The sequence below is a fragment of the Desmospora activa DSM 45169 genome (genome assembly GCF_003046315.1).
Taxonomy (GTDB): Bacteria; Bacillota; Bacilli; order Thermoactinomycetales; family DSM-45169; genus Desmospora; species Desmospora activa.
Genome location: NZ_PZZP01000001.1, coordinates 1907592 through 1927002 on the forward strand (window position 1 = coordinate 1907592; position 19411 = coordinate 1927002).

Annotated in this window: 20 protein-coding genes and 4 tRNA genes; 5 read left to right on the plus strand and 19 right to left on the minus strand. The window is 49.2% G+C overall.

The features are described 5' to 3' along the window. Positions 1–7 precede the first annotated feature (7 nt). The 5 genes from C8J48_RS09275 to C8J48_RS09295 form a co-directional block, all read right to left on the minus strand. Complete coding sequence (locus C8J48_RS09275; RefSeq protein WP_107726170.1) at positions 8–1717, minus strand: ABC transporter permease; 1710 nt, start codon at positions 1715–1717, stop codon at positions 8–10. Continuing rightward, the gene (locus tag C8J48_RS09280; RefSeq protein ID WP_107726172.1) at positions 1714–2841 is read right to left on the minus strand and encodes an ABC transporter ATP-binding protein; all 1128 of its coding nucleotides are present in this window, start codon (positions 2839–2841) and stop codon (positions 1714–1716) included. The genes C8J48_RS09275 and C8J48_RS09280 overlap by 4 nt, the downstream gene beginning before the upstream one ends. Positions 2842–2851: 10 nt before the next feature. Then, the gene (locus C8J48_RS09285; RefSeq protein WP_107726174.1) at positions 2852–3886 is read right to left on the minus strand and encodes an extracellular solute-binding protein; all 1035 of its coding nucleotides are present in this window, start codon (positions 3884–3886) and stop codon (positions 2852–2854) included. 301 nt (positions 3887–4187) lie between these two features. Beyond that, complete coding sequence (locus tag C8J48_RS09290; protein ID WP_107726176.1) at positions 4188–4313, minus strand: GapA-binding peptide SR1P; 126 nt, start codon at positions 4311–4313, stop codon at positions 4188–4190. Between the two features lie 231 nt (positions 4314–4544). Next, on the minus strand, positions 4545–5399 hold the full coding sequence (locus tag C8J48_RS09295; protein WP_107726178.1) for a LysR family transcriptional regulator: 855 nt from the start codon (positions 5397–5399) through the stop codon (positions 4545–4547). 145 nt (positions 5400–5544) lie between these two features. Here C8J48_RS09295 and C8J48_RS09300 point away from each other — a divergent pair, with 145 nt between their 5' ends. After that, on the plus strand, positions 5545–6189 hold the full coding sequence (locus tag C8J48_RS09300) for a flavodoxin family protein (protein WP_107726180.1): 645 nt from the start codon (positions 5545–5547) through the stop codon (positions 6187–6189). Between the two features lie 175 nt (positions 6190–6364). Here the strand turns inward: C8J48_RS09300 and treR are convergent, their stop codons facing one another. From treR to C8J48_RS09325, 5 genes are all read right to left on the minus strand, one after another. Next, a complete protein-coding gene (treR, locus tag C8J48_RS09305) occupies positions 6365–7072 on the minus strand; it encodes a trehalose operon repressor (RefSeq protein WP_107726182.1) in 708 nt (235 codons plus the stop codon). A 16-nt stretch (positions 7073–7088) separates the two neighbouring features. Then, a complete protein-coding gene (gene treC, locus C8J48_RS09310) occupies positions 7089–8771 on the minus strand; it encodes an alpha,alpha-phosphotrehalase (RefSeq protein ID WP_107727670.1) in 1683 nt (560 codons plus the stop codon). A 16-nt stretch (positions 8772–8787) separates the two neighbouring features. Continuing rightward, positions 8788–10377, minus strand: a complete 1590-nt coding sequence (locus tag C8J48_RS09315; protein WP_170105331.1) for a PTS transporter subunit EIIC — start codon at positions 10375–10377, stop codon at positions 8788–8790. A gap of 214 nt (positions 10378–10591) precedes the next feature. Further along, positions 10592–10897: a DUF3055 domain-containing protein gene (locus C8J48_RS09320; protein WP_107726186.1), complete on the minus strand. Its 306-nt coding sequence runs from the start codon at positions 10895–10897 to the stop codon at positions 10592–10594. Positions 10898–11025: 128 nt separating this feature from the next. Beyond that, positions 11026–11463, minus strand: a complete 438-nt coding sequence (locus C8J48_RS09325; protein WP_107726189.1) for a hypothetical protein — start codon at positions 11461–11463, stop codon at positions 11026–11028. 219 nt (positions 11464–11682) lie between these two features. On the opposite strand from C8J48_RS09325, the gene C8J48_RS09330 reads away from it, so the two are divergent. Together C8J48_RS09330 and dinB are read left to right on the plus strand one after the other, a co-directional pair. After that, on the plus strand, positions 11683–12108 hold the full coding sequence (locus C8J48_RS09330; RefSeq protein WP_107726191.1) for a DUF1885 family protein: 426 nt from the start codon (positions 11683–11685) through the stop codon (positions 12106–12108). Between the two features lie 104 nt (positions 12109–12212). After that, the gene (gene dinB, locus C8J48_RS09335; protein ID WP_107726193.1) at positions 12213–13436 is read left to right on the plus strand and encodes a DNA polymerase IV; all 1224 of its coding nucleotides are present in this window, start codon (positions 12213–12215) and stop codon (positions 13434–13436) included. A gap of 75 nt (positions 13437–13511) precedes the next feature. Here the strand turns inward: dinB and C8J48_RS09340 are convergent, their stop codons facing one another. The 8 genes from C8J48_RS09340 to C8J48_RS09375 form a co-directional block, all read right to left on the minus strand. After that, positions 13512–14042 (minus strand): phosphatase PAP2 family protein, encoded by a 531-nt coding sequence (locus tag C8J48_RS09340; RefSeq protein ID WP_107726195.1) that lies wholly within the window; start codon positions 14040–14042, stop codon positions 13512–13514. A 93-nt stretch (positions 14043–14135) separates the two neighbouring features. Beyond that, positions 14136–15227, minus strand: coding sequence for a M23 family metallopeptidase (locus C8J48_RS09345; RefSeq protein WP_107726197.1), 1092 nt, complete (start codon positions 15225–15227; stop codon positions 14136–14138). A 444-nt stretch (positions 15228–15671) separates the two neighbouring features. After that, a tRNA-Val gene (locus C8J48_RS09350) sits at positions 15672–15746 on the minus strand. A gap of 15 nt (positions 15747–15761) precedes the next feature. After that, positions 15762–15837, minus strand: a tRNA-Ile gene (locus tag C8J48_RS09355). A gap of 8 nt (positions 15838–15845) precedes the next feature. Further along, positions 15846–15922: transfer RNA gene (locus tag C8J48_RS09360), tRNA-Asp, on the minus strand. A 6-nt stretch (positions 15923–15928) separates the two neighbouring features. Next, positions 15929–16004 (minus strand) — tRNA-Met (locus C8J48_RS09365). Between the two features lie 69 nt (positions 16005–16073). Next, positions 16074–16307 carry a hypothetical protein gene (locus C8J48_RS09370; RefSeq protein WP_107726199.1) on the minus strand — a complete coding sequence of 78 codons (234 nt, stop codon included), beginning with the start codon at positions 16305–16307 and terminating at the stop codon, positions 16074–16076. A gap of 301 nt (positions 16308–16608) precedes the next feature. Next, positions 16609–17148 (minus strand): phosphatidylglycerophosphatase A family protein, encoded by a 540-nt coding sequence (locus tag C8J48_RS09375; protein ID WP_107726201.1) that lies wholly within the window; start codon positions 17146–17148, stop codon positions 16609–16611. A gap of 269 nt (positions 17149–17417) precedes the next feature. Between C8J48_RS09375 and C8J48_RS09380 the strand changes: the two genes are divergently transcribed. Then, entirely contained in the window at positions 17418–17930 is a 513-nt protein-coding gene (locus C8J48_RS09380; RefSeq protein WP_107726203.1) for a 2'-5' RNA ligase family protein, read from the plus strand. A gap of 12 nt (positions 17931–17942) precedes the next feature. Next, positions 17943–18380 (plus strand): GNAT family N-acetyltransferase, encoded by a 438-nt coding sequence (locus C8J48_RS09385; protein ID WP_107726205.1) that lies wholly within the window; start codon positions 17943–17945, stop codon positions 18378–18380. A gap of 37 nt (positions 18381–18417) precedes the next feature. Here the strand turns inward: C8J48_RS09385 and C8J48_RS09390 are convergent, their stop codons facing one another. Then, a complete protein-coding gene (locus C8J48_RS09390) occupies positions 18418–19257 on the minus strand; it encodes a PHP domain-containing protein (RefSeq protein ID WP_245891108.1) in 840 nt (279 codons plus the stop codon). Between the last annotated feature and the right edge of the window lie 154 nt (positions 19258–19411).

Here is a 19411-nt window from a genome sequence, read left to right on the forward strand (position 1 = left end):
CCTCCTTTTAGTAGAGCTGCTCTTTCGTCAAGCGGCGGGCCAGCAACTGCAACGCCACCACCAAGGCGATAATCAGGATGGACATCGCTGAAGCCGTGTAGAATTCACCCCGCAACAGATTTTGAAAAACAGCTAAACTCATGGGAGCCCATTGGCTGGGGGCCATCAAGATCGAGATGCTGGTCTCTTTGATCACCGTGACAAAAACGAGAATGGCTCCAGCTGAGATCCCCGGCAACAACAACGGTCCCACCACTGTCATCACCGTCAACAGCGGTGATGCCCCCAGATTGACGGACGCTTCTTCGATATCCTTGCGAATGGCCATCATCGTTCCCATGGTGGAACGGATCATATAGGGCATGCGGCGGATGGTGTAAGCGATGATCAACAACAGTGCCGTTCCCGTCAGCTGCAGGGGAGCCGTATTAAAAGTCTGGATCAAGGCGATCCCTAAGGCGATTCCCGGCACCACCAGCGGCAGCGATGAGAGCAGATCCAGTTTTGTCGCGCCACGCCGAATGATGAAGTAGGAGAGAAAAGTAGCCAAGACTACACTGAGCAGCAATGCTCCTCCCGCCAAAATCAGGCTGTTGGCGATATGGGAGGAGGAGGAATGGAAGACGGTGGCATAATGGCGCAAGGTATATCCATTAGGTAAAGCATGATGGCCCCAAGTGGTGGCGATGGAGGAGAGAAAGATGGAACCTACCGCCAGTAAGGGTATGATCAAAACCACTCCGGTATAGATCGTCATGCCGGTGATCACACCTCGGTGCTGAACTGGGCGAATCGCCGTCGGTTTGCCGGAAATGGTGCCATACTCCCGCCCTTTCACCACCAGGCGTTGCAACCAAAAAAAGAGGGCAGCTACTACCAACATCACTACTGTCAGGATGGCAGAGCCAGACCAGTTGAAAAAACCGGCAATTTCCCGGTATGCTTCCACCACAATCAGATTCAGCTCTTTCGGCGCCATAATAATCGGTGTGCCAAAGTCGGAAAAACTGATAGTAAAGACCAACAACATCGCCGACAATATCCCGGGCAGCGCCAAAGAGAGCGTCACCATCGTAAAGGTTAATCCACTTTTGGCACCCAGATTGCGGGAGGCCTCTTCCAACGCGCCGTCCGCCGCTTTAAACGCAGCCACCATCGGCCACAACGCATAGGGAAAAAAGAAAAAAATTTGCACCAGTGTAATGCCCAACATCGACTTAATTTCAAACAGAACCCCATCGCCACCGATGGCACGCCAAACATGGTTTACCCATCCCGTCTGTCCAAACATCAGTGTAAAGGCATAAGCGGCGATAAACGTGGGCATCACCAGTGGAACAGTGGATAAGGCAGCAAACCACTTTTTCCCCGGCATATCGGTACGGGCAAAAGCATATGCCATCGGAATGCACATCAGGGTCACCCACAGCGCTACCCCGGTTGACAACTTTAAACTGTTTAGTAACGCGTTGTAATAGCGAGACTCTTCCAACAACGATCGATATCCGTCCAAAGACGCCCCCGACAGCTTTTCCACTGTGGATTGCAAAATCGATGGGTTGGTCAAACTGCCAAACAGATTAACCGGTTCACCGGTGAAACTGACCAGCAAGATAGACAACAAGGGAACGAGGAGAAAGACGAAGAAAAAAAGCCCCATTCCCCATCGAAGAAGATCCAAGCCGCCCCAGCGGCGCCAAAATTGAAACCGACTCATAACACCACCACCCGGTCCGGCTCCACCTGCAACACCACAGAATCCCCGTCAGACAACAACGCCTCTCCCCGTGTGTACGGGTAATCGACAAAAAAGAGCTGCTCCCCCACCCGGATATCATAGCGCACCTTCGCTCCCAAATACGTCCCCCGTTCCACCTTTCCTTCCAACCGATTACCGCCGGGCTCCGCTTCTTCCGGAAACCGCAACAGCATGCTCTCAGGCCGAATCAAAACATCGACGATATCCCTTTCGGCAGGGTGGCTTGTAAACAGACGGATACCGGACCCCAATGCGATCCAGGAACCGTGCTCCTCACGAGAGATCACCTCACCGGTCAACAGATTGGACGATCCCACAAAATCAGCCACAAATGGATTGGCCGGTCGGCTGTAGAGCGCCGTCGGTACATCCACTTGCATTAATCGTCCCTCATACAGGATGGCAATGCGGTCAGCCATACTCATCGCCTCTTCCTGATCATGGGTGACAAACAGAGTGGTGATCCCCAACTTTCGCTGAATATCGCGGATCATTCGTCGCATGGAGTGACGCAGGCGTTTATCCAAGTTGGATAGCGGTTCATCCATCAGCAATAGTTTTGGCTCCATAATCACTGCCCGCGCCAAAGCCACCCGTTGCTGCTGCCCCCCGGACAGCTGCCCCGGCAAGCGATCAGCCAGATGAGTCAACTCCACCAGATCGAGACTATCCCGCACCTTTCGCTCCACTTCCGCTGAAACTTTGCCTAAGCGCGGGTGGAGCAGTCGCGCCAATACCCCCCACTTTTTTCCCAAACCTTGTCGATAAAATTGCCGCACCTGCAAACTGTAAGCCACATTGTCAAACACTGTCATATGGGGAAAGAGGGCATAACTTTGAAACACCATGCCGCAGTTGCGCTGATGAGCGGGAATCCCATTTACGACTTTGCCACCGATTCGGATAGTACCCGCAGTCGGCTCTTCAAAGCCCGCCACACAGCGCATGGTAGTGGTTTTGCCGCAACCGGAAGGCCCCAGCAGCGCAAACAATTCCCCCTCTTTCACTTCCAGCTCTAACTCTTTTAAGACGGGAGTACCGTCAAAGGACTTCGTCAGCTTCTCCACCGACAAATAACTCATCCTTCATCCCTCACTCAAATTTGCTGCGCCATTCGTTGCGGATGCGATCATAATTGTCCACAGCCCAATCGATATCCAAGGGCATGGCATGGGGCATCACTTTTTCCAGTGTGAGCGGGGTTTTTGACTCCACATCCTCCCGTATCGGAATATGATACCAATCCGCTAAGACGCGCTGTCCTTCCTCAGACAGCAGATAATCGATAAATGCCTTTCCGCCTTCGGGATTAGGGCCGTCCTTGACGAGGGAGACGGGATTCACCAAAATCGGTGTCTTTTCCGGTACGACAAAATCAACATTTTCCCCTCTGGCCTGCATCTCATAAGCCATAAAATCAAAAGCGATTCCGATCTCTGCCTCCCCCTTGGCCACCGCCTGGGACGGTGCAGAACCGGAATCGGGCAGGGCGTTTGCCTGTTCCATCAGCCTTTCAAAATATCCCCATCCTTCTTCCTCTCCCAACTCCATCATGCGGCTCATCACGGTCAATGTGGCGGTACCGGAAGCAGCCGGGTTGGGCATCTGAAATTTGCCTTTCCAGCGCGAATCCAACAGATCGTCCCAATTCTTAGGTAATTCCTCTTTCTTCACTTTTTCCGTGTTATAAATAAATCCCAATACAAACACTTCCGTACCAACCCACTCCCAGTTCTCATCCCGGATCTTGATTCCGCTTTTTTCTACCGGCCAATCCGCAGCCTCTTCGGGAGTGTAGGGAGTGATAATCTCCCGTTCCTTCGCTGTCTCAAACGGAAGAATCCCACCACCGCCATACCACAGATCGCCCATCGGGTTATCCTTCTCCGCGATCAGGCGGTTGACGATTACATTGGTTCCACCATATTGCACATCCACCTTGGCACCGGGATTGTTTTTTTCGTACTCCTGTCCCAGCGCTTTAGTCATATCCGGTGTCTCTGGCGAATAAAAAGCGATTGTGCCGGCAGCTCCTCCTTGTGAAGCATCTTGCGAACAACCCACTGCCGTCACCATCGCCAATCCGATCACCCATACTGCTCCCCATATCCCCCTTGATCGATTCATACGTTCCCCCTCCGCATCTTTCTTTTTGACAGGCAGCTTGCCCTACTCCTATTAGATGTCTCGTTGAAAGCAATTATGACGAATGCTGGTTTCTTTTAGGCATACAAAAAAACCATGGTATGAACCATGGGCACGGTTTGCTGACAAATTGGTCGCTGTATGGTCGGAGTAGTTATCCGTCTTCGCTCCATGCGTGGCAGAGTCGCTCGCCGGAAAACCACCCCGACCTGTGTTTCTAACCATTCTAGTAGTTTGTCATCAATATGAGCTCCTGGTTTAAACCATGGGCACGCTATATCGATCAGTTTTGCTGTTCTTTCGTTTTAGCGCTTGCGCAGTTGGGGCATTGTCCGTAGAGGGTTCCGGATTTATCGCAATCCACATAACTGATCACTTCATCACAGGTTTGACAAATGATCGCTTCCATGGGATTATCCCTCCAACACATTTAAAGTGAAAACGTTTTAATATGATGTGTTATTTATTATATTAGGTCATACTAATTGTGTCAACCGCTTTTATTGAAATTCCGCCTTTCCCTACCTACTTCAACCTCATCCATTCGCACCAGCTTCCGCGTAATTGTTGTCAACATATGCAACAAAAAACGCCGACTTTCCCTTTTGACAAGGAAAATCGGCAATTGTGGCATGCTCCCTTATAAACCTCTTGCTTCAATCAGGTCTTTAAAAGCGATAAACGCCTTACTTGTGTATCGTTTCTTTCGTTTGATCAAGCTGGTATTTATGACACGATACGCTGCCGGCAAGGGATAGCTTGCCAGTGAACTGTAGACCCCGCTAATTACGGATTGGGGCAGTAGGGTAGAAGCCAATCCCGATTTTACACAGCTTAGCAATGTTTCCAACGAACTGATTTCAATGATATTGTTCAGCGGTACCCCCTCACTGTGCAACCATTTTTCCAAAACCGCTCGAAATGGACAACCTTCAGGGGAAACGGCCCATTTTCCGTGGATCAAATCGCGGGCGGAGGGATAACGCTTTTGCGATAACAACATACATTCATCATGAACCGTATATTCGGAAACGATATCGTCGGAGTGAACATCCCCTACCACCAACGCTCCATCCAGTTGATGATCTAGCACTTTAGTAAGAAGTTCGATTGTATTGCCGGTTACAATGGAGAGCGACACTTCCGGGTACATCGTTTGAAATTCAGCGATCGCATCGATAAAGCCGCCGCAGGTAACCGTCTCTACTACGCCAATCGCCAACGGCCCACTGGGATACGATGTCTCACCCACCGCTTGTTGTGCTTCCTGGGCCAAATTCAAAATGTTTCGCGCATATTGGAGAAATACCACTCCTTTTTCGGTTAACACGACTCCTTTGGAGTGTCGAATAAATAACGGAACACCCAGCTCCCGCTCCAACTTGCGCAGTTTGGTCGTCACGTTGGATTGGACATATTGAAGCCTTTCCGCCGCACGTGTGATGCTCTCCTCTTCCGCGATGGTTACAAATATTTTCAGGTCGGTCAGTTCCACAACAACATTAGTCCCTTCCCTTTCGATAGATCCCATCAATAAAAATGATACCATAATCAATAACAATCATTATACGAAATGAATGGATCAAGCTAAAATATAGCTGTAGCAAAGATCTTTATCAAACCAGGGAAGGGATGGAAAAATGGACGCATCGAAAAAACTGCTTATCCTGATCGGTAGCCCGCGACGTGACGGAAACTCTGCAACGCTTGCCACAGCTGTGCAACACGGAGCGGAAGAAGCAGGAATAAACGTATCTATGCGCTTGATCGACGATTATATTTCCGGTTTTCTTCGCGATTGCCGCAACTGCCGTCTGCCTGATGGAGAGTGTTCCATCTCAGATCGTTTTCACAGTTTGTTCCTTGACGATTTTCTTTCCGCAGATGGTGTCGTCTTTTGCACACCGGTTTATTGGTATGGAATGTCCGCTCAGACAAAAGCTTTTTTTGACCGTACCTTTTGTTACTACGCAAACTCATATCCCGAGTCTCAACAAGTTTTAAAACGGATGTCCAATAAACGAATCGGTCTCGTGTTAAGCTCAGAAGAAACCTATCCAGGCGCTTCCCTCGGCATCATCCATCAACTACAGGAATACTCCCGCTACACCTATTCCCAGTTTGTCGGGGTTGTTCGGGGTTTTGGCAACCGCAGGGGAGAAGTCCAGCGAGATCCAAGCTCACCCGAACTGGATGCGCAGCGCCTTGGTCGTGAAATATTTGAACGGAAGTATACTGATTATGGTCTGGACACAGACAGAAGTACCCAGGTCTGGTCTACTTAATCGTAGCCGTTTCGCTGGATAAAGATTGAGGCTCGATTTTTAAATCTGTGTTCTCATACGGATATGTCAGACCCAACCCAATCGTTACTTACAATGAAACAGGGTACTTCCACCGGTCAACGGCCAAAGTACCCTGTTTGCAAGCAAAAAAACACTATTCAACGTCCAATTTCCGCTAGCGCCGAGCAAAATCGATAAAGCGAAATTTATCCGGGCGATGGCGGGATTCCGTATATTGAAATAGCATCGCATCCTCTAGATGGACATAGTTTCGCACTACGACCACCATAGGATATCCTTCTAAATCCAAGCACTCACGATCTTCCGCTGTCGCCTTTTCCACTGTGATCTCTTTTTTGGCAAAGCTAATTGGGATGTCCAACTCTTCTTCCAGGTACTCATAGATGGAACTCTCACAGACGGATACCGTCAGCTTCGGCACGATTTGTTGTAGAAAATAGTCTTTGTCCAAAATAATCGTCTCACCGCTGATGGTCCGAGTTCGAACCACTTTCCAAATCGGTGTGGTCGACTTTACCCGCAGATAGGAAGCGGTTTTGTCATCCGCCGCCAGCGCTTCCAGTGAAATCACCCGAGTTTGGGAGGGTTTGCCCATCTTCGCCGCCAATTCTTTAAAACTGACCAGACCGGATACGGGAAAATCCATCTGTTCGACCGGTAGGACAAACGATCCCTTTCCTTTGATCTTTTGGATCAATCCGTTTTGCGACAGCAGATGTAACGCCTTGCGCACGGTCTCCCGTGAGGTTCCATACTGCTGACACAATTCGTGCTCAGAGGGCAGTTTTGATTGAGAACGAAGAGCGCCGGATTCAATTTTCTCCACATAATCGTGATAAATCTGAAGGTATTTATTATCCACGGTGCCCTCCTCACAGTTAAGATAAGCGATAGACGATCGACTCAAAGGGACGCAGCTCCATCCGTCCCTCCGGACGGGGAGCAGAAGGATAATTACATAAAAGCGTCTCCACTTGCCGTTTTCGGCATAATCCGGACACATAGGGGGAGTGGAAGGAAGCCTCATGGCCACGCATATTATTCACCACAAACAGCGTCTCCCCCTCTGTATTACGAGTGTAAGCAAACACATTGGGATCGTAGGGATGTTCCATGAAAAAATCGCCTACGGTGATGATGTTGTATCGTTTACGCAGCTGGATCAATTTTTTGTAATGATACAAAATGGAATCGGGATCAGCAAGGGCTTGCTCGACGTTGATCTCCTGATAGTTGGGTGCCACACCAATCCACGGCGTACCTGTGGTAAAGCCGGCATGATTCGTTCCATCCCACTGCATCGGTGTACGGGAATTATCCCGCGACTTGGCACCGATGATAGCCATCACCTCGTCCTCCGACAACCCTTGCTCCTGTAGGATCTGATACATATTGAGCGTTTCCACATCCCGGTATTGTTCAATGGATGAAAAATGGGGATCCGTCATACCCAACTCTTCTCCCTGATAAAGATAGGGAGTTCCCTGCATTAGATGGAGCAACGTCGCCAACATCTTCGCCGACTCGCGATGATAGCGCCCATCATCCCCAAAACGGGACACCACCCGCGGTTGATCATGATTACACCAGAACAAGGCATTCCATCCGCCGCCCTCACGCATCCCCTGCTGCCAGCTGGACAAAATCTCTTTTAACGCGCCAAAATCCGGCTCTGCCAACGCCCATTTTTCCCCACTGGGATAATCCACTTTTAGATGATGGAAGTTAAACACCATATCCAGTTCGCGGCTGTCGGGATGGGTGTAGCGGATGCAATGGGGGATGGTGGTGGAGGACATCTCTCCTACCGTCATCACATCTGGGTAGCGTGAAAAGACTTCCTCATTCATCTCCCGAAAAAACTCGTGTACCCGGGGGCCGTCGGTGTAAAAGCGACGGCCATCTCCCGGCGGCACTGAACCATCATCATCGGGAAAGCGCTGATCCTTGGAAATCAAATTGATCACATCGAGGCGAAATCCGTCTATCCCTTTATCCAACCACCAGCGCATCATCTTGTACACCTCATGCCGAACCCGTTCATTTTCCCAGTTGAGATCGGCTTGGGTGACATCAAACAGATGTAGATAATATTGTCCCGTCTCTTCGTCCCAGGCCCATGCGGATCCGCCAAACTTTGATTTCCAATTGGTCGGTTCTCCACCATCGACGGGATCTTTCCAGATGTAAAAGTCCCGATACGGATTATCCCTGGATGTACGCGCTTGCTGAAACCAAGGATGTTCCGTTGAAGTGTGGTTAACCACGATATCCATAATCACCTTTAAACCGCGAGCATGCGCCTCTTGCAACAGCTCATCAAAATCATCCATCGACCCATACTCTTCATGGATGGAGAAGTAATCGCGAATATCATAACCATGGTCCCGTTGCGGAGAGGAATAGATCGGCGTCAACCATATGACATCCACCCCTAGGTTCTGCAAGTAATCCAGCCTAGCAATGATGCCCCGAAGATCGCCCACGCCATTTCCGGTGGTATCGTTGAAACTCTTGGGGTAAATTTGGTAGACGACCGCCTTTCTCCACCATTCATTCATGCTATCCCGACCTCCCTCAGCCATCGATCAGATCTTGAATCTCCTCTTTTATCACCGAAGAGTTGGAGCCGTATACCGCTTGCACCCCGTCACTAACCCGCAGCACACCGGAGGCGCCCAATCGCTTCAATTCCGCCTCATCCACCTTTTCTTGCTCTTTCACCCCAACCCGAAGGCGCGTAATGCAAGCATCCAACTTGGTGATATTCTCTTTGCCTCCCAATGCCCGCAAAATGTTAGCGGCACGGCTGTCATCCGCTTCTCCTTCCGCGCCATCGTTTTGCTGATTGATGCCCATTTTCTCGCGGGCTTCCTCTTTGCTATAGAGGCGGGTTTCTTCCCCATCATCCTCCCGTCCCGGCGTTTTCAGATTGAGCCGGAGGATCAAGGTGCGGAAGGTGAAATAGTAGAGCACCGCAAACAGCAAGCCTAGCCCAATCGTCAGTATCCAGGCGTTGGATTGGTTCGGCAGCACATTAAACAGCACAAAGTCAATCAGCCCTGAGCCACCGGCAAAGCCCGCATGCATCCCTAACGCATTGGCGATTGCAAAGGCCAATGCGGTCAACACCATATGCACACCGTACAAAACGGGAGCGACAAACAGGAACGTAAACTCCAGCGGCTCGGTAATCCCGGTGAGAAAAGCGGTAACCGCCGCCGCGATCAACAAGCCTTTCGCCTTGGTCAGCCTTTCTTTTTTGGCTACATGGATCATTGCCAACGCCGCTGCCGGCAACCCAAACATCACCGGGATAAACTTACCTGCAATATAGGTGCCTCCGGTAATCGCCACCCCAGCATCGCGCAGCCGATCGATCACTTGCGCGATGTAAACGTTTTGGTCGCCTACCACATGGGCACCACTGACGGTGGTATATGAGCCACCGATTTCTGTAAACAACAGCGGTGTATTATAGATGTGATGCAAACCGAAGGGAATCAACAATTTCTCAATTCCACCGTAGAGACCGACAACGATCGGGTTAGTATGGGTAGCGACAAAGTTACCCAGCGCAAAAATCCCCATCCCGATCGGAGGCCATACAAAGTAGAAGGCGACAGCCACCCCAATCGCGGCAAAAGATGAGACAATCGGCACCAACCGTTCTCCGCTAAACAAAGAGATCGCTTCCGGCAATTGCGTACGATAAAAACGGTTATAGAGATAGGCCGTTAAAAACCCGATCAAGATCCCGCCAAACACGCCCGTCTGCATCGTCTCAATGCCTAATTCACGGCCCAGCAGTTTTTCATTTACCTCTAGCCCGGTAATATTGATCATGGCGCCAATCACCGTATGCATGATCAAAAAGGAGATCAACGCTGCAAACCCAGCCATCCCTTTTCCGGTCCAGGTAATTGCGATCGCTACAGCAAACAAAACCGGCAGGTTGTTAAAGACGGCTTGTCCAGCACGCTGCATCAACTCACCGGCCACTTGAAAGCCGGTGCCCGCCAAAAACGGCAACACTTCATGCACACTGGGATTGAGCAACACACCGCCCAATCCCATCAAAATAGAAACCAAGGGCAGAATCAACACAACCGCCATCATCGATCGTCCGATACGTTGAAAAAAATCAAAGGACAAGTTCTTTACCATCGGAGTTCCTCCCATTCATAACGATCTTCTTACTTGTCTATACAGGATAACACGCAAAAAATTTTACTAACCAAACACCCACTTGAGAAAACCCTTTCAAAAAACGCTTTCACTGCTTATCATATTCCTGTCTATACAAGTTGTCAATGCCGGTTATCAATGGAAATATATACAAAAAACCGCCCTTTACGACGGTTTTTTAATCGTGCGGTTATTAACCGGATTCCACTTCCGCTTCCAATGTCAAATCCGGTACATTATTTTGCAGGAAGATAGATACCTCTTTCGCTTCAGCCAACGACTTTAGACGGTAATGGTGTTGCAGATACTCCAAATTTTCCACGTCATCCTGAGAGAGTAAAGATGAGCGTCCCGTCTGCATACAGACAACCAGCGGTTTGCCAAAAAACATCCGTGTGTACACAATGCCAAAATCATACCGTCCATGGTTGGATACAAAGCCGACAAAGCGAACATTGGCCTGTTCCGACTCATCATACAACCGTTCATATGGACTCATCACAATCTCCTCCTCTATGTGATCCTGTATGGGATAATCGCAACACCACAAGGTCTACATCACTTTAGGTTATAGGAGAATCCATTGATGGTTAGAAAAATGATTCCATTCGAAACAGACGCCAGATTTTACCCATTTAGTTTTTGCATTTTGCTTTCAAAAAGCGAGGCTAGCTCCGCAAAAAATGCGATATCTTCTTCATCTATCATCTCTGCCTCTCCAACCACCACCAACTCACCGATCAGATGATGATTGCGGTAAAAGGGAACGAGAACATGTACCTCTTCTCCTACTTGCTCCCTTACAATTCCACCTCGGACAGCCGCTAAACTGTGCAATCCTTTCCCAAATCGGACTGCAGGTGGAAGGGGAGAGGTACCCGATTCACAGAAACGTCGAAAATACCAGCCGGACACCAGATAAATCCCTGTATATTGGTACGCATCCATCTTTTTTTGCAACGTGTGTGTAACGAAGCGGTAAAGGTCATGGACACTCCCATTCGTTTTATCTGACACGACACCCACTTCTGCGCGGAGCTCATCCAACAGATCCGCTTTGCGCATCAGATTCCATCCCCCAACCTTTTCAATTGAATCTCAGTTTATCATAGCAATCACATGATTACAATGTATATTCATAATATTTTATCGTCATTTATTGGAATGATAGTAAACCCTCCCTTCTTCTCTTGGCCTAATTCCACCCATCCGCTACAATGGATTTGCAGGCAAAATCGCCACACTTTTTTTATTGATTCCCAAGGACCGATCGGAGGATTGTTCATGGGCAAAAGCGCTTGGATTTATTTAGTGGAAGGATCGACCCAGCAGAAAGTCTCCTTAGATGATATTGAGGCCGCTTTTAACCGCTATATGGAAATGACATCGCATACAGGGGAACAACTGGGATGGAAATATGCTGACGCCGCTTTTCCTTATACGGTTGCGCAAAAGGATGAAAACGGCACTTCTTTTCTTTTGTTAACCGGAAGAGACACCCCTCTATACAAACATCTTCTCGTCGGGGTGGGACAAACACAAGCGAATGGCAAGGATCGTCATCATATTCAATTGGTTCTGCCCACCGGCTCCACCCATGGCGACATGGCAAAAGCCAATGAATTTTGCCGTTACCTAGCTAAAACCTTTCAAGGGGAACTTCACTTATTCAATGGACGCGTGATGTATTTTTATCCGCGTAAGCTTTAATCTTTAGCCCCTTTTCTCCCCTTTATTTTCCACTTCTTTTTCCGACTGATGTCGGGTATGCTGATAGCGTACAAATGTTCGATTTCCGAGAGGTGGAAAAACCGATGACTGCACATCGCGAGAGAACGGTGCTGCTGGCGGATATGAACGCTTTTTACGCCAGTGTAGAGCAAGCCTTAAACCCTGCACTGCGCGGGAAGCCTGTCATTGTCTGCGGTGACCCGACCCGTCGCCACGGCATTGTGCTGGCGGCTTCCTACGAAGCCAAAGCGGTTGGCGTCAAAACGGCGATGGCCGTTTCCCAGGCCAAAGAACTGTGTCCGCACGCTCATTTGATTCCTCCACGCATGGGGATCTATGTGCAGGTATCCGTGCGCATCGTAGAGCTTTTACGTCAATTCTCCCCCCTAGTGGAACCTTTCTCTATCGATGAAGCTTTTGTGGAGATGACCGGATGTGAAACATTGTTTGGCTCCGGCTTTAACGCTGCCCAACTGATCCAGGAGCAGATACGTGCAGAAGTGGGTGTACCCTCTTCCATCGGGGTCGGCCCCAACAAATTGTTGGCTAAAATGGCGGCGGGAATGAAAAAGCCCAACGGCATCACCGTGCTCACCCCCGCAGATGTACCCCAACGGATCTGGCCCTTGCCGGTGAAGCAATTATTTGGTGTGGGTAGTCGCATGAACCGCCATTTTCGCCGGATGGGCATCCGTACCATTGGCGATTTGGCGCAGGCAGATCCGGAATACCTGGCCCACCGCTTTGGTGTGATCGGCAGAGCGCTGCATCAATCGGCCAACGGCATCGACCCTAGCCCCGTCGATCCCCATTCCCTGGAGGGAAGCAAATCGATTGGCCACCAGTTTACCCTTCCGCGGGATTACGAGGAAGAAGCGGAGATTTTATTGGTATTGCGCGAACTGGCGGAAGAAGTGGCCAGCCGCACGCGAACAGCGGGTTATATCGGACGAACGGTTTCCCTCACCCTAAAAGGACATGATTTTTCCTCCATCCACCATTCCCAGACGATGGCGGAACCCTCCAATATCGGCCGCCATCTGTTTACAACCGCCTCTGCCTTGCTGGAACGGCACTGGAACGGGCAGCCCGTGCGCTTAATCGGCATCTCATTAAGCAATCTGCACAAAGACGAAGGTATTCAACTCAGCCTGTTTGAGGAGCGAGACAAAGAGCGTCGCCTAGCAGAAGCCATCGACCATATCCACGATAAATATGGAAACGGCAGCCTTTTTTGGGCGCCTTCCCTCCTCGGACCCAGTGTCTTCACGGACCGAAACGGAAAGATCGGTGGCCATCGCATCTAAGGGTTACAAAATGAGAAAGCCAGCGTACCAACCCGAGAGTTGGTCGCTGGCTTTCTCATTGTTTTACACAACTTTTTACAAAGGAAACCACCAATGAACCAAAACCGCCGACACAGAGCCCAACCAAGCCCCTACTGCCACATCCGTGGGATAGTGTAAGCCAAGGTACATCCGTGAAAGACCGACGACACACGCCAGCGGCAATAAGACAACGCCTAAGATCGGTGTATTTAAAATCCAGACAACAACGATCGAGAAAATAGCCGTGGTGTGCCCTGAAGGGAAACTATAATCTTTCAAAGGGTTGGGAAAGGTGTGGAGATCCGATAATTGAAGATAAGGACGCAACCGATTCCAGCACAACTTTACCAAACGGACGACCAGATGACTGCCGGCGAGAGCAATAAAAGCTTCAAGGGCCTGATACCGGGACGGGGTTGAAATCAAGAACCACCATCCCGCCAAAAACAACAGAGTGAATCCCGCTCCACCCAAATGAGTGATACGGGGCATCAGCCAATCCATCGTGTGGGATTTCCACTGTTGGTTCACATAACTGACCCAGCGATCATCTACACTCTGTAAACGCGCCGCCAAACGTTTCATGCCGGTTATCCCCTCTTTGCCACATTCTACAATCCATCATATTGGATCAATTTAAAAAGGAATTAAATAGATTGTTAACCTTTGGTGATCCTGTCAATTGAAGACGCCTTCCAGTATCTGACGCCTCTCCGCCGGTGTATACGGCTCCCAGATCCAACGATCATCGATCAAGATATCAAAATGAAGGTGCAACCCCCGATCATTCCCTTTTACCCCGTCACGCGTACCGGAATTCCCCACATATCCCACTCGATCGCCACGTTTTACTTCATCCCCCAACTGAAGGTTGGGAGAGACACGGTCCAAATGGGCATAACGAGTAAGCACACCGTTTTTATGTTGAATCCAAACGGTTCGTCCTCGCATCTTGTCAAAGATATGGGCAGGCGTTTGTCCCTGATGACGAGCGGCAATCTCCAACAAGCGGTTTCGTTGCTTTTCCGACATTTCCACATAATCATGATCCACCCGGACAATGATGCCATCTGCTGCAGCGATGACGGCGGTATCGGTATCAATCACCATCCCCGAAGCAGCCGTATAATAGTCCAACCCTTCATGCGTACCGCCGCGATAAGTGCGAGGCGCCCCTGGGAGGTGGGAGGGTTGACTGCTCACCTGTGCACCCTCGATTGGACTGGATAAAAATGATAAATACTCAATCATTTGGGCGACGCTTATCTCTTCAGGGGAATCAGGGGAATGATCGGAAAATGCAGACGCCTCCGCCGCTGGAGGCCCCACCGTCGCCACACCTTTCACACTATCCACTTTCACCGATCGATCAAATCCAACCTCCACCACTTCCACCGGAATCCAGATCTCATTCTCCCCTTCCCACAAAGGGGTAGCGTCAACAGGTAGATAGCGGTGGTTGCGACTAAGAACCGGCGCCTCCCGCACCAGGTGCAGGGTTAACGCACCCTCGTTTAAGGTTACGGTTCCCATTTCTTCATCCACATCTATTTGAATCCCTAATCGTTTTAACTCCTGCAAATGAAAATAAGATCGTCCCTCAACCTTTCGAACCAGCAGGGACTCTTTTTCCGGTTTTATCGTTTGCCCAGTTTTATCCTGAACCAAAGCGGATTTTCCGGAAACCTCCGGTGCTACCGAATGAGCGACAGCCACAAGCAGCAATATCAGCAACAAGCCGGCAGCCACCATGACCACTGGTCTTCCCATAGCTCACCCCTCATACAATCTTTTGCTGTTTTATCATTGTAACACGGACAAGCAAAGAAAAAAGACCCATCTTTCCCTGTATCTTTCGCCATATGAATCAGGAGATAAAGGATCATATCAAACAGAATCAGATAGGCAAAAAAAACTAATACGATAGACAGATTCCCTAAAACGAATTCTTTCTATGACACAATGATTGTAATACAATGAAAATAAGGAAAAGCACCGATAATTAGACATTAGGAGGATGTAAATGCGTCTACTTTTACCAAAGGACTTCGCCTCTGACTCTCTTGCTGCTCCTGACTGGGTAAAAAAAGCATATCAACAATTCTCTGCAACCGTGGGCCGACCTGATTTTCCGTGTTATTTAGGAACGGGGGCTCTTGGTATTTATGCTGGAGCCCCAACAAAACAAAAAACCCTCATATCTAAGGGTTTCGGTGGTGGGCAGTACTGGGATCGAACCAGTGACCTCTACCGTGTCAAGGTAGCGCTCTCCCCCTGAGCTAACTGCCCGAAAAGCCTCTGTGTTGGTGGGCCCAACAGGACTCGAACCTGTGACCAATCGGTTATGAGCCGACCGCTCTACCAACTGAGCTATAGGCCCAAAAAATATGGCGGAGCTGACGGGACTCGAACCCGCGACCTCCGGCGTGACAGGCCGGCGTGAACTCCAACTTCACCACAGCTCCATATTTTGGTTGCGGGGGCAGGATTTGAACCTGCGACCTTCGGGTTATGAGCCCGACGAGCTACCAGCTGCTCCACCCCGCGGCAGCGACATTTATTAATATACATGATTTAGATCTTTGATGCAAGGGTTTTTTGAGATTTTTTTTACCGTTATTTTTGGAAACGGCTTTTTGTAGGGTTCTGTCTGGATTCCCACATATAGCGAACCCCATATCGTCCGCTTTTACATTGGTAAACCTCCACTTCCGCCGGGCTGTCGTACCCATAAATCCACCAATCTTCCTCCATACGGGTTGCCAAACAACGCGCTTGAAAACGGGTATCATACAATTTTGCCCAATAAATCCAATCGGACACCGACACTTCCCTCTTTTCTTTGCCCATTTGCCTTTTTTAGTGTGGCAAAGGCGGGTCCGTTTCATCCACCGGGCTGACGACCATTTTACTTATAGTCCCAAACCGCTGACGTCTCCTGTTCATACGATAAATCAGCAATTGAATTCAATTGCGCTTGTTCAACAATCTGGTCTTTTGGACAGATGTTCCCTCCTTATTACACCGGACAGCAACTGTCCGGTTTTTTCATGCGACGGATCTTTTGCTGCATAAAGTTTCATCAGCGAAGCATCAGGGATAGCGGGGAGCGTTTTTACGCCCCACCCGCCATCCAATCACCCTGCGTACCTTACGCCGATGTCTCCTTCTTTGCTTGCGTTTCTTCCGCTTCTTCCCGATCGCGGATGCGATGGGCCAGCCGGCTTGAGGCTGCAGCTGCAATACTGGCTACCAGGTCATCCAAAAAAGTATGGACGGGTCCGTCTTTTTTGGTATCCAATTTCTTAATTAATCCGATTTTATGCTTATCGAGGTAGCCGAATGTGGTGACCGCAATACTTCCATACCCGAATACCGATCCCAAAGCCAGGGTCTCATCGCATCCAAACAACCCTTCATCGGATTGAACGAGTGACTGTAGCGGTTCAGACAGCTGATTTTTTTCAGCCAATAGATCTAGCTCCACCCCAACCAGTATGGCATGTTGCATCTCCCGCTTTTCCAAAACGGCAATCACGCTCTCTACGCAATCTTCTATCGTCAATTCCTGGCTATAGGGGGACTGCATGCGAAATACAATCTCCGCGATCCCTTCTATTGTGACTCCGCGCTGGCGGAGACGATCAACAGCTGCTTGTTTCACTTCTTTGCTATGCACTCGCCGCTTCATGTCTATTCCTCCTTCCATGTTTCACCACATCATACCACCTCCATTTTATCACAGAAAAACAAAGCCATATTTATTTTACTGATGCCGGGGTTATAATGCTTAAAACGGAGATTTTACCACAGAAGTCCGGCTACTCCCTTTATTCATAAAGAAGTAAGCGTTATAATGGAGTGATGAAGCGTTTAGCAATTCGGCAAAAGTCTGCACTTATTTAGGCGACAACCAAAACCTTAACCAAGGGCTTCAGCCGAATCCGAGGAGGGAGCGACATGAAATACGGAATCACTTTTTTTCCTGAAAAAAAAGTACAGGATTTGATCAACTCTTATCGAAAGCGCTATGATCCTCACTATGCCTGGATTCCACCCCATATTACCTTAAAGGAAGCGTTTGATTTGCAGGATGACGAACTGCCCCAGGCAATTGAACATTTAGAACGGGTATCTCAAGAAGTAGCACCTTTTCCGATTACACTAACAAAAGTGAGTAGCTTTTACCCCACCAATAATGTGATCTATATCGCCTTGGAGCAAGAAGACTCCATCCGTCGATTGCACGAGAAAATCAATTCCGGCATGTTACATCATGAGAGTGCTTACAAATTTATTCCCCATATTACCCTTGGACAAAAGATGTTGGAGGATGAATTGCATGATGTATATGGAAGTTTGCGTATGAGGCGATTTGAGTTGGAATCCAACATCGACCGCTTCCATCTGCTATATCAATTGGACAATAATACCTGGAGCATTTACCAAACATTTTTGCTACGGGGCAACTAACAGGAGACATCGATGAAAACAACCGTGCAAATCGTAACCAACCCCTTTCAAAAAGAGCAGGCGATGGCAATCCGGTTTCAAGTATTTGTAGAAGAACAACAAGTCCCCTCGTCGCTAGAAATCGACGAATGGGACAATCATTCCGATGTTGTTCACCTATTGGCGCTTCAGGGAGAGGAAGCTGTTGGAACTGCACGCGTTCGTTTTCCGTCAGTGACAACAGCCAAACTGGAGCGGCTGGCTACCCTTCCCAACTACCGCGGCCAAGGAATCGGACAACTGCTGATGAAGCAAGCGGAAGCGGTAGCAATCGAACGGGGAAAAAAAGAGATGGTACTGAACGCCCAAGTTCAGGCTCTCCCTTTTTATCACCGCTTGAACTACCGTGACTATGGAGAGCCCTTTGACGATGCTGGCATTCCCCACAAAACGATGACAAAATCCCTTTGATGAATATGAAGCCGATCTCGACGGAGATCGGCTTCAGTTAACCCTTTTTCCATGTTTGTATTTTTTTTACGATAGTTTCATCAACGTAACAAGTGCCTAAAGGAGCATGATACATCGAGCCCTGTCTCTCCCCGTGAAAATCGGAACCCGCTGTGGGAATCAAGCCGTGGTTGCTGGCTAGCTGGCGATAACGCCGTTCCATCTGTTCATTATGATCCGGATGACGAACTTCAATTCCGACTAGTCCCCTCTTTGCTAAACGATCCACCAAGCCATCGTTTTTATACGATCCCGGATGGGCCAATACCGGTACACCACCTGCTTGTTGAATTAGCTGAATCGCTTCTTCCGGTGTAATGCGGGAGATAGCGACATAAGCAGCGCCGTCCTCTCCGACCCAGCGGCTAAACGCCTCGTCCATGCTGCCCGCCACACCTTTTTCCACTAATACCTCCGCAATGTGCGGCCGACCAATATTTGCATCAGGGGAACGATCCCGCTTTTTCGCCGCTACCTCCTCCATGCGAATGTCGATTCCAAGTTTATGCAAGCGTTGGATAATCTGTGTATTCCGCTGCTTTCGCGACTCCCGCTGCTGTTGCAAGCGGGCCAAAAAATGACGATCCTCTATCTCCATCCCATAACCCAAAACGTGAATATCGCGCCCGTCAGCCAATGTGCTTATTTCCACTCCGGCGATTACTTTTACCCCAAGGCGTTCCCCCTCTTTTTGCCCCCGTTTTACCCCTTCAACTGTATCATGATCGGTGATCGCAATCCCCGCTAACCCTATTTCACGAGCGAGCCGGACAACGTCTTCAGGCGATTGCATTCCATCGGAAGCCGTGGTATGTACATGCAGGTCCCAATGTTCCATATTCCTCTCTCCTTTTATCTGCATTTTAGCATTGCCAATCATACCGTCTCCGAGCGGATCATAGACATAAAAATACTTTTCGAAAGTTGGTGCTTACGCGTTAATTCCAATCCGATTTGGTTACGCTTCCATCCCATCCATGAGGAGGATGACA

Coding starts and splice junctions, on each gene's coding strand:
- C8J48_RS09290 (WP_107726176.1), bottom strand. CDS start 4,313: ATGGAAGCGATCATTTGTCAAACCTGTGATGAAGTGATCAGTTATGTG.
- C8J48_RS09375 (WP_107726201.1), bottom strand. CDS start 17,148: ATGAAGCGGCGAGTGCATAGCAAAGAAGTGAAACAAGCAGCTGTTGAT.
- C8J48_RS09280 (WP_107726172.1), bottom strand. CDS start 2,841: ATGAGTTATTTGTCGGTGGAGAAGCTGACGAAGTCCTTTGACGGTACT.
- C8J48_RS09300 (WP_107726180.1), top strand. CDS start 5,545: ATGGACGCATCGAAAAAACTGCTTATCCTGATCGGTAGCCCGCGACGT.
- C8J48_RS09275 (WP_107726170.1), bottom strand. CDS start 1,717: ATGAGTCGGTTTCAATTTTGGCGCCGCTGGGGCGGCTTGGATCTTCTT.
- C8J48_RS09320 (WP_107726186.1), bottom strand. CDS start 10,897: ATGAGTCCATATGAACGGTTGTATGATGAGTCGGAACAGGCCAATGTT.
- C8J48_RS09285 (WP_107726174.1), bottom strand. CDS start 3,886: ATGAATCGATCAAGGGGGATATGGGGAGCAGTATGGGTGATCGGATTG.
- C8J48_RS09385 (WP_107726205.1), top strand. CDS start 17,943: ATGAAAACAACCGTGCAAATCGTAACCAACCCCTTTCAAAAAGAGCAG.
- C8J48_RS09380 (WP_107726203.1), top strand. CDS start 17,418: ATGAAATACGGAATCACTTTTTTTCCTGAAAAAAAAGTACAGGATTTG.
- C8J48_RS09325 (WP_107726189.1), bottom strand. CDS start 11,463: ATGCGCAAAGCGGATCTGTTGGATGAGCTCCGCGCAGAAGTGGGTGTC.
- C8J48_RS09330 (WP_107726191.1), top strand. CDS start 11,683: ATGGGCAAAAGCGCTTGGATTTATTTAGTGGAAGGATCGACCCAGCAG.
- C8J48_RS09315 (WP_170105331.1), bottom strand. CDS start 10,377: ATGGTAAAGAACTTGTCCTTTGATTTTTTTCAACGTATCGGACGATCG.
- C8J48_RS09390 (WP_245891108.1), bottom strand. CDS start 19,257: ATGGAACATTGGGACCTGCATGTACATACCACGGCTTCCGATGGAATG.
- C8J48_RS09340 (WP_107726195.1), bottom strand. CDS start 14,042: ATGAAACGTTTGGCGGCGCGTTTACAGAGTGTAGATGATCGCTGGGTC.
- dinB (WP_107726193.1), top strand. CDS start 12,213: ATGACTGCACATCGCGAGAGAACGGTGCTGCTGGCGGATATGAACGCT.
- C8J48_RS09345 (WP_107726197.1), bottom strand. CDS start 15,227: ATGGGAAGACCAGTGGTCATGGTGGCTGCCGGCTTGTTGCTGATATTG.
- treC (WP_107727670.1), bottom strand. CDS start 8,771: ATGAATGAATGGTGGAGAAAGGCGGTCGTCTACCAAATTTACCCCAAG.
- C8J48_RS09370 (WP_107726199.1), bottom strand. CDS start 16,307: ATGGGCAAAGAAAAGAGGGAAGTGTCGGTGTCCGATTGGATTTATTGG.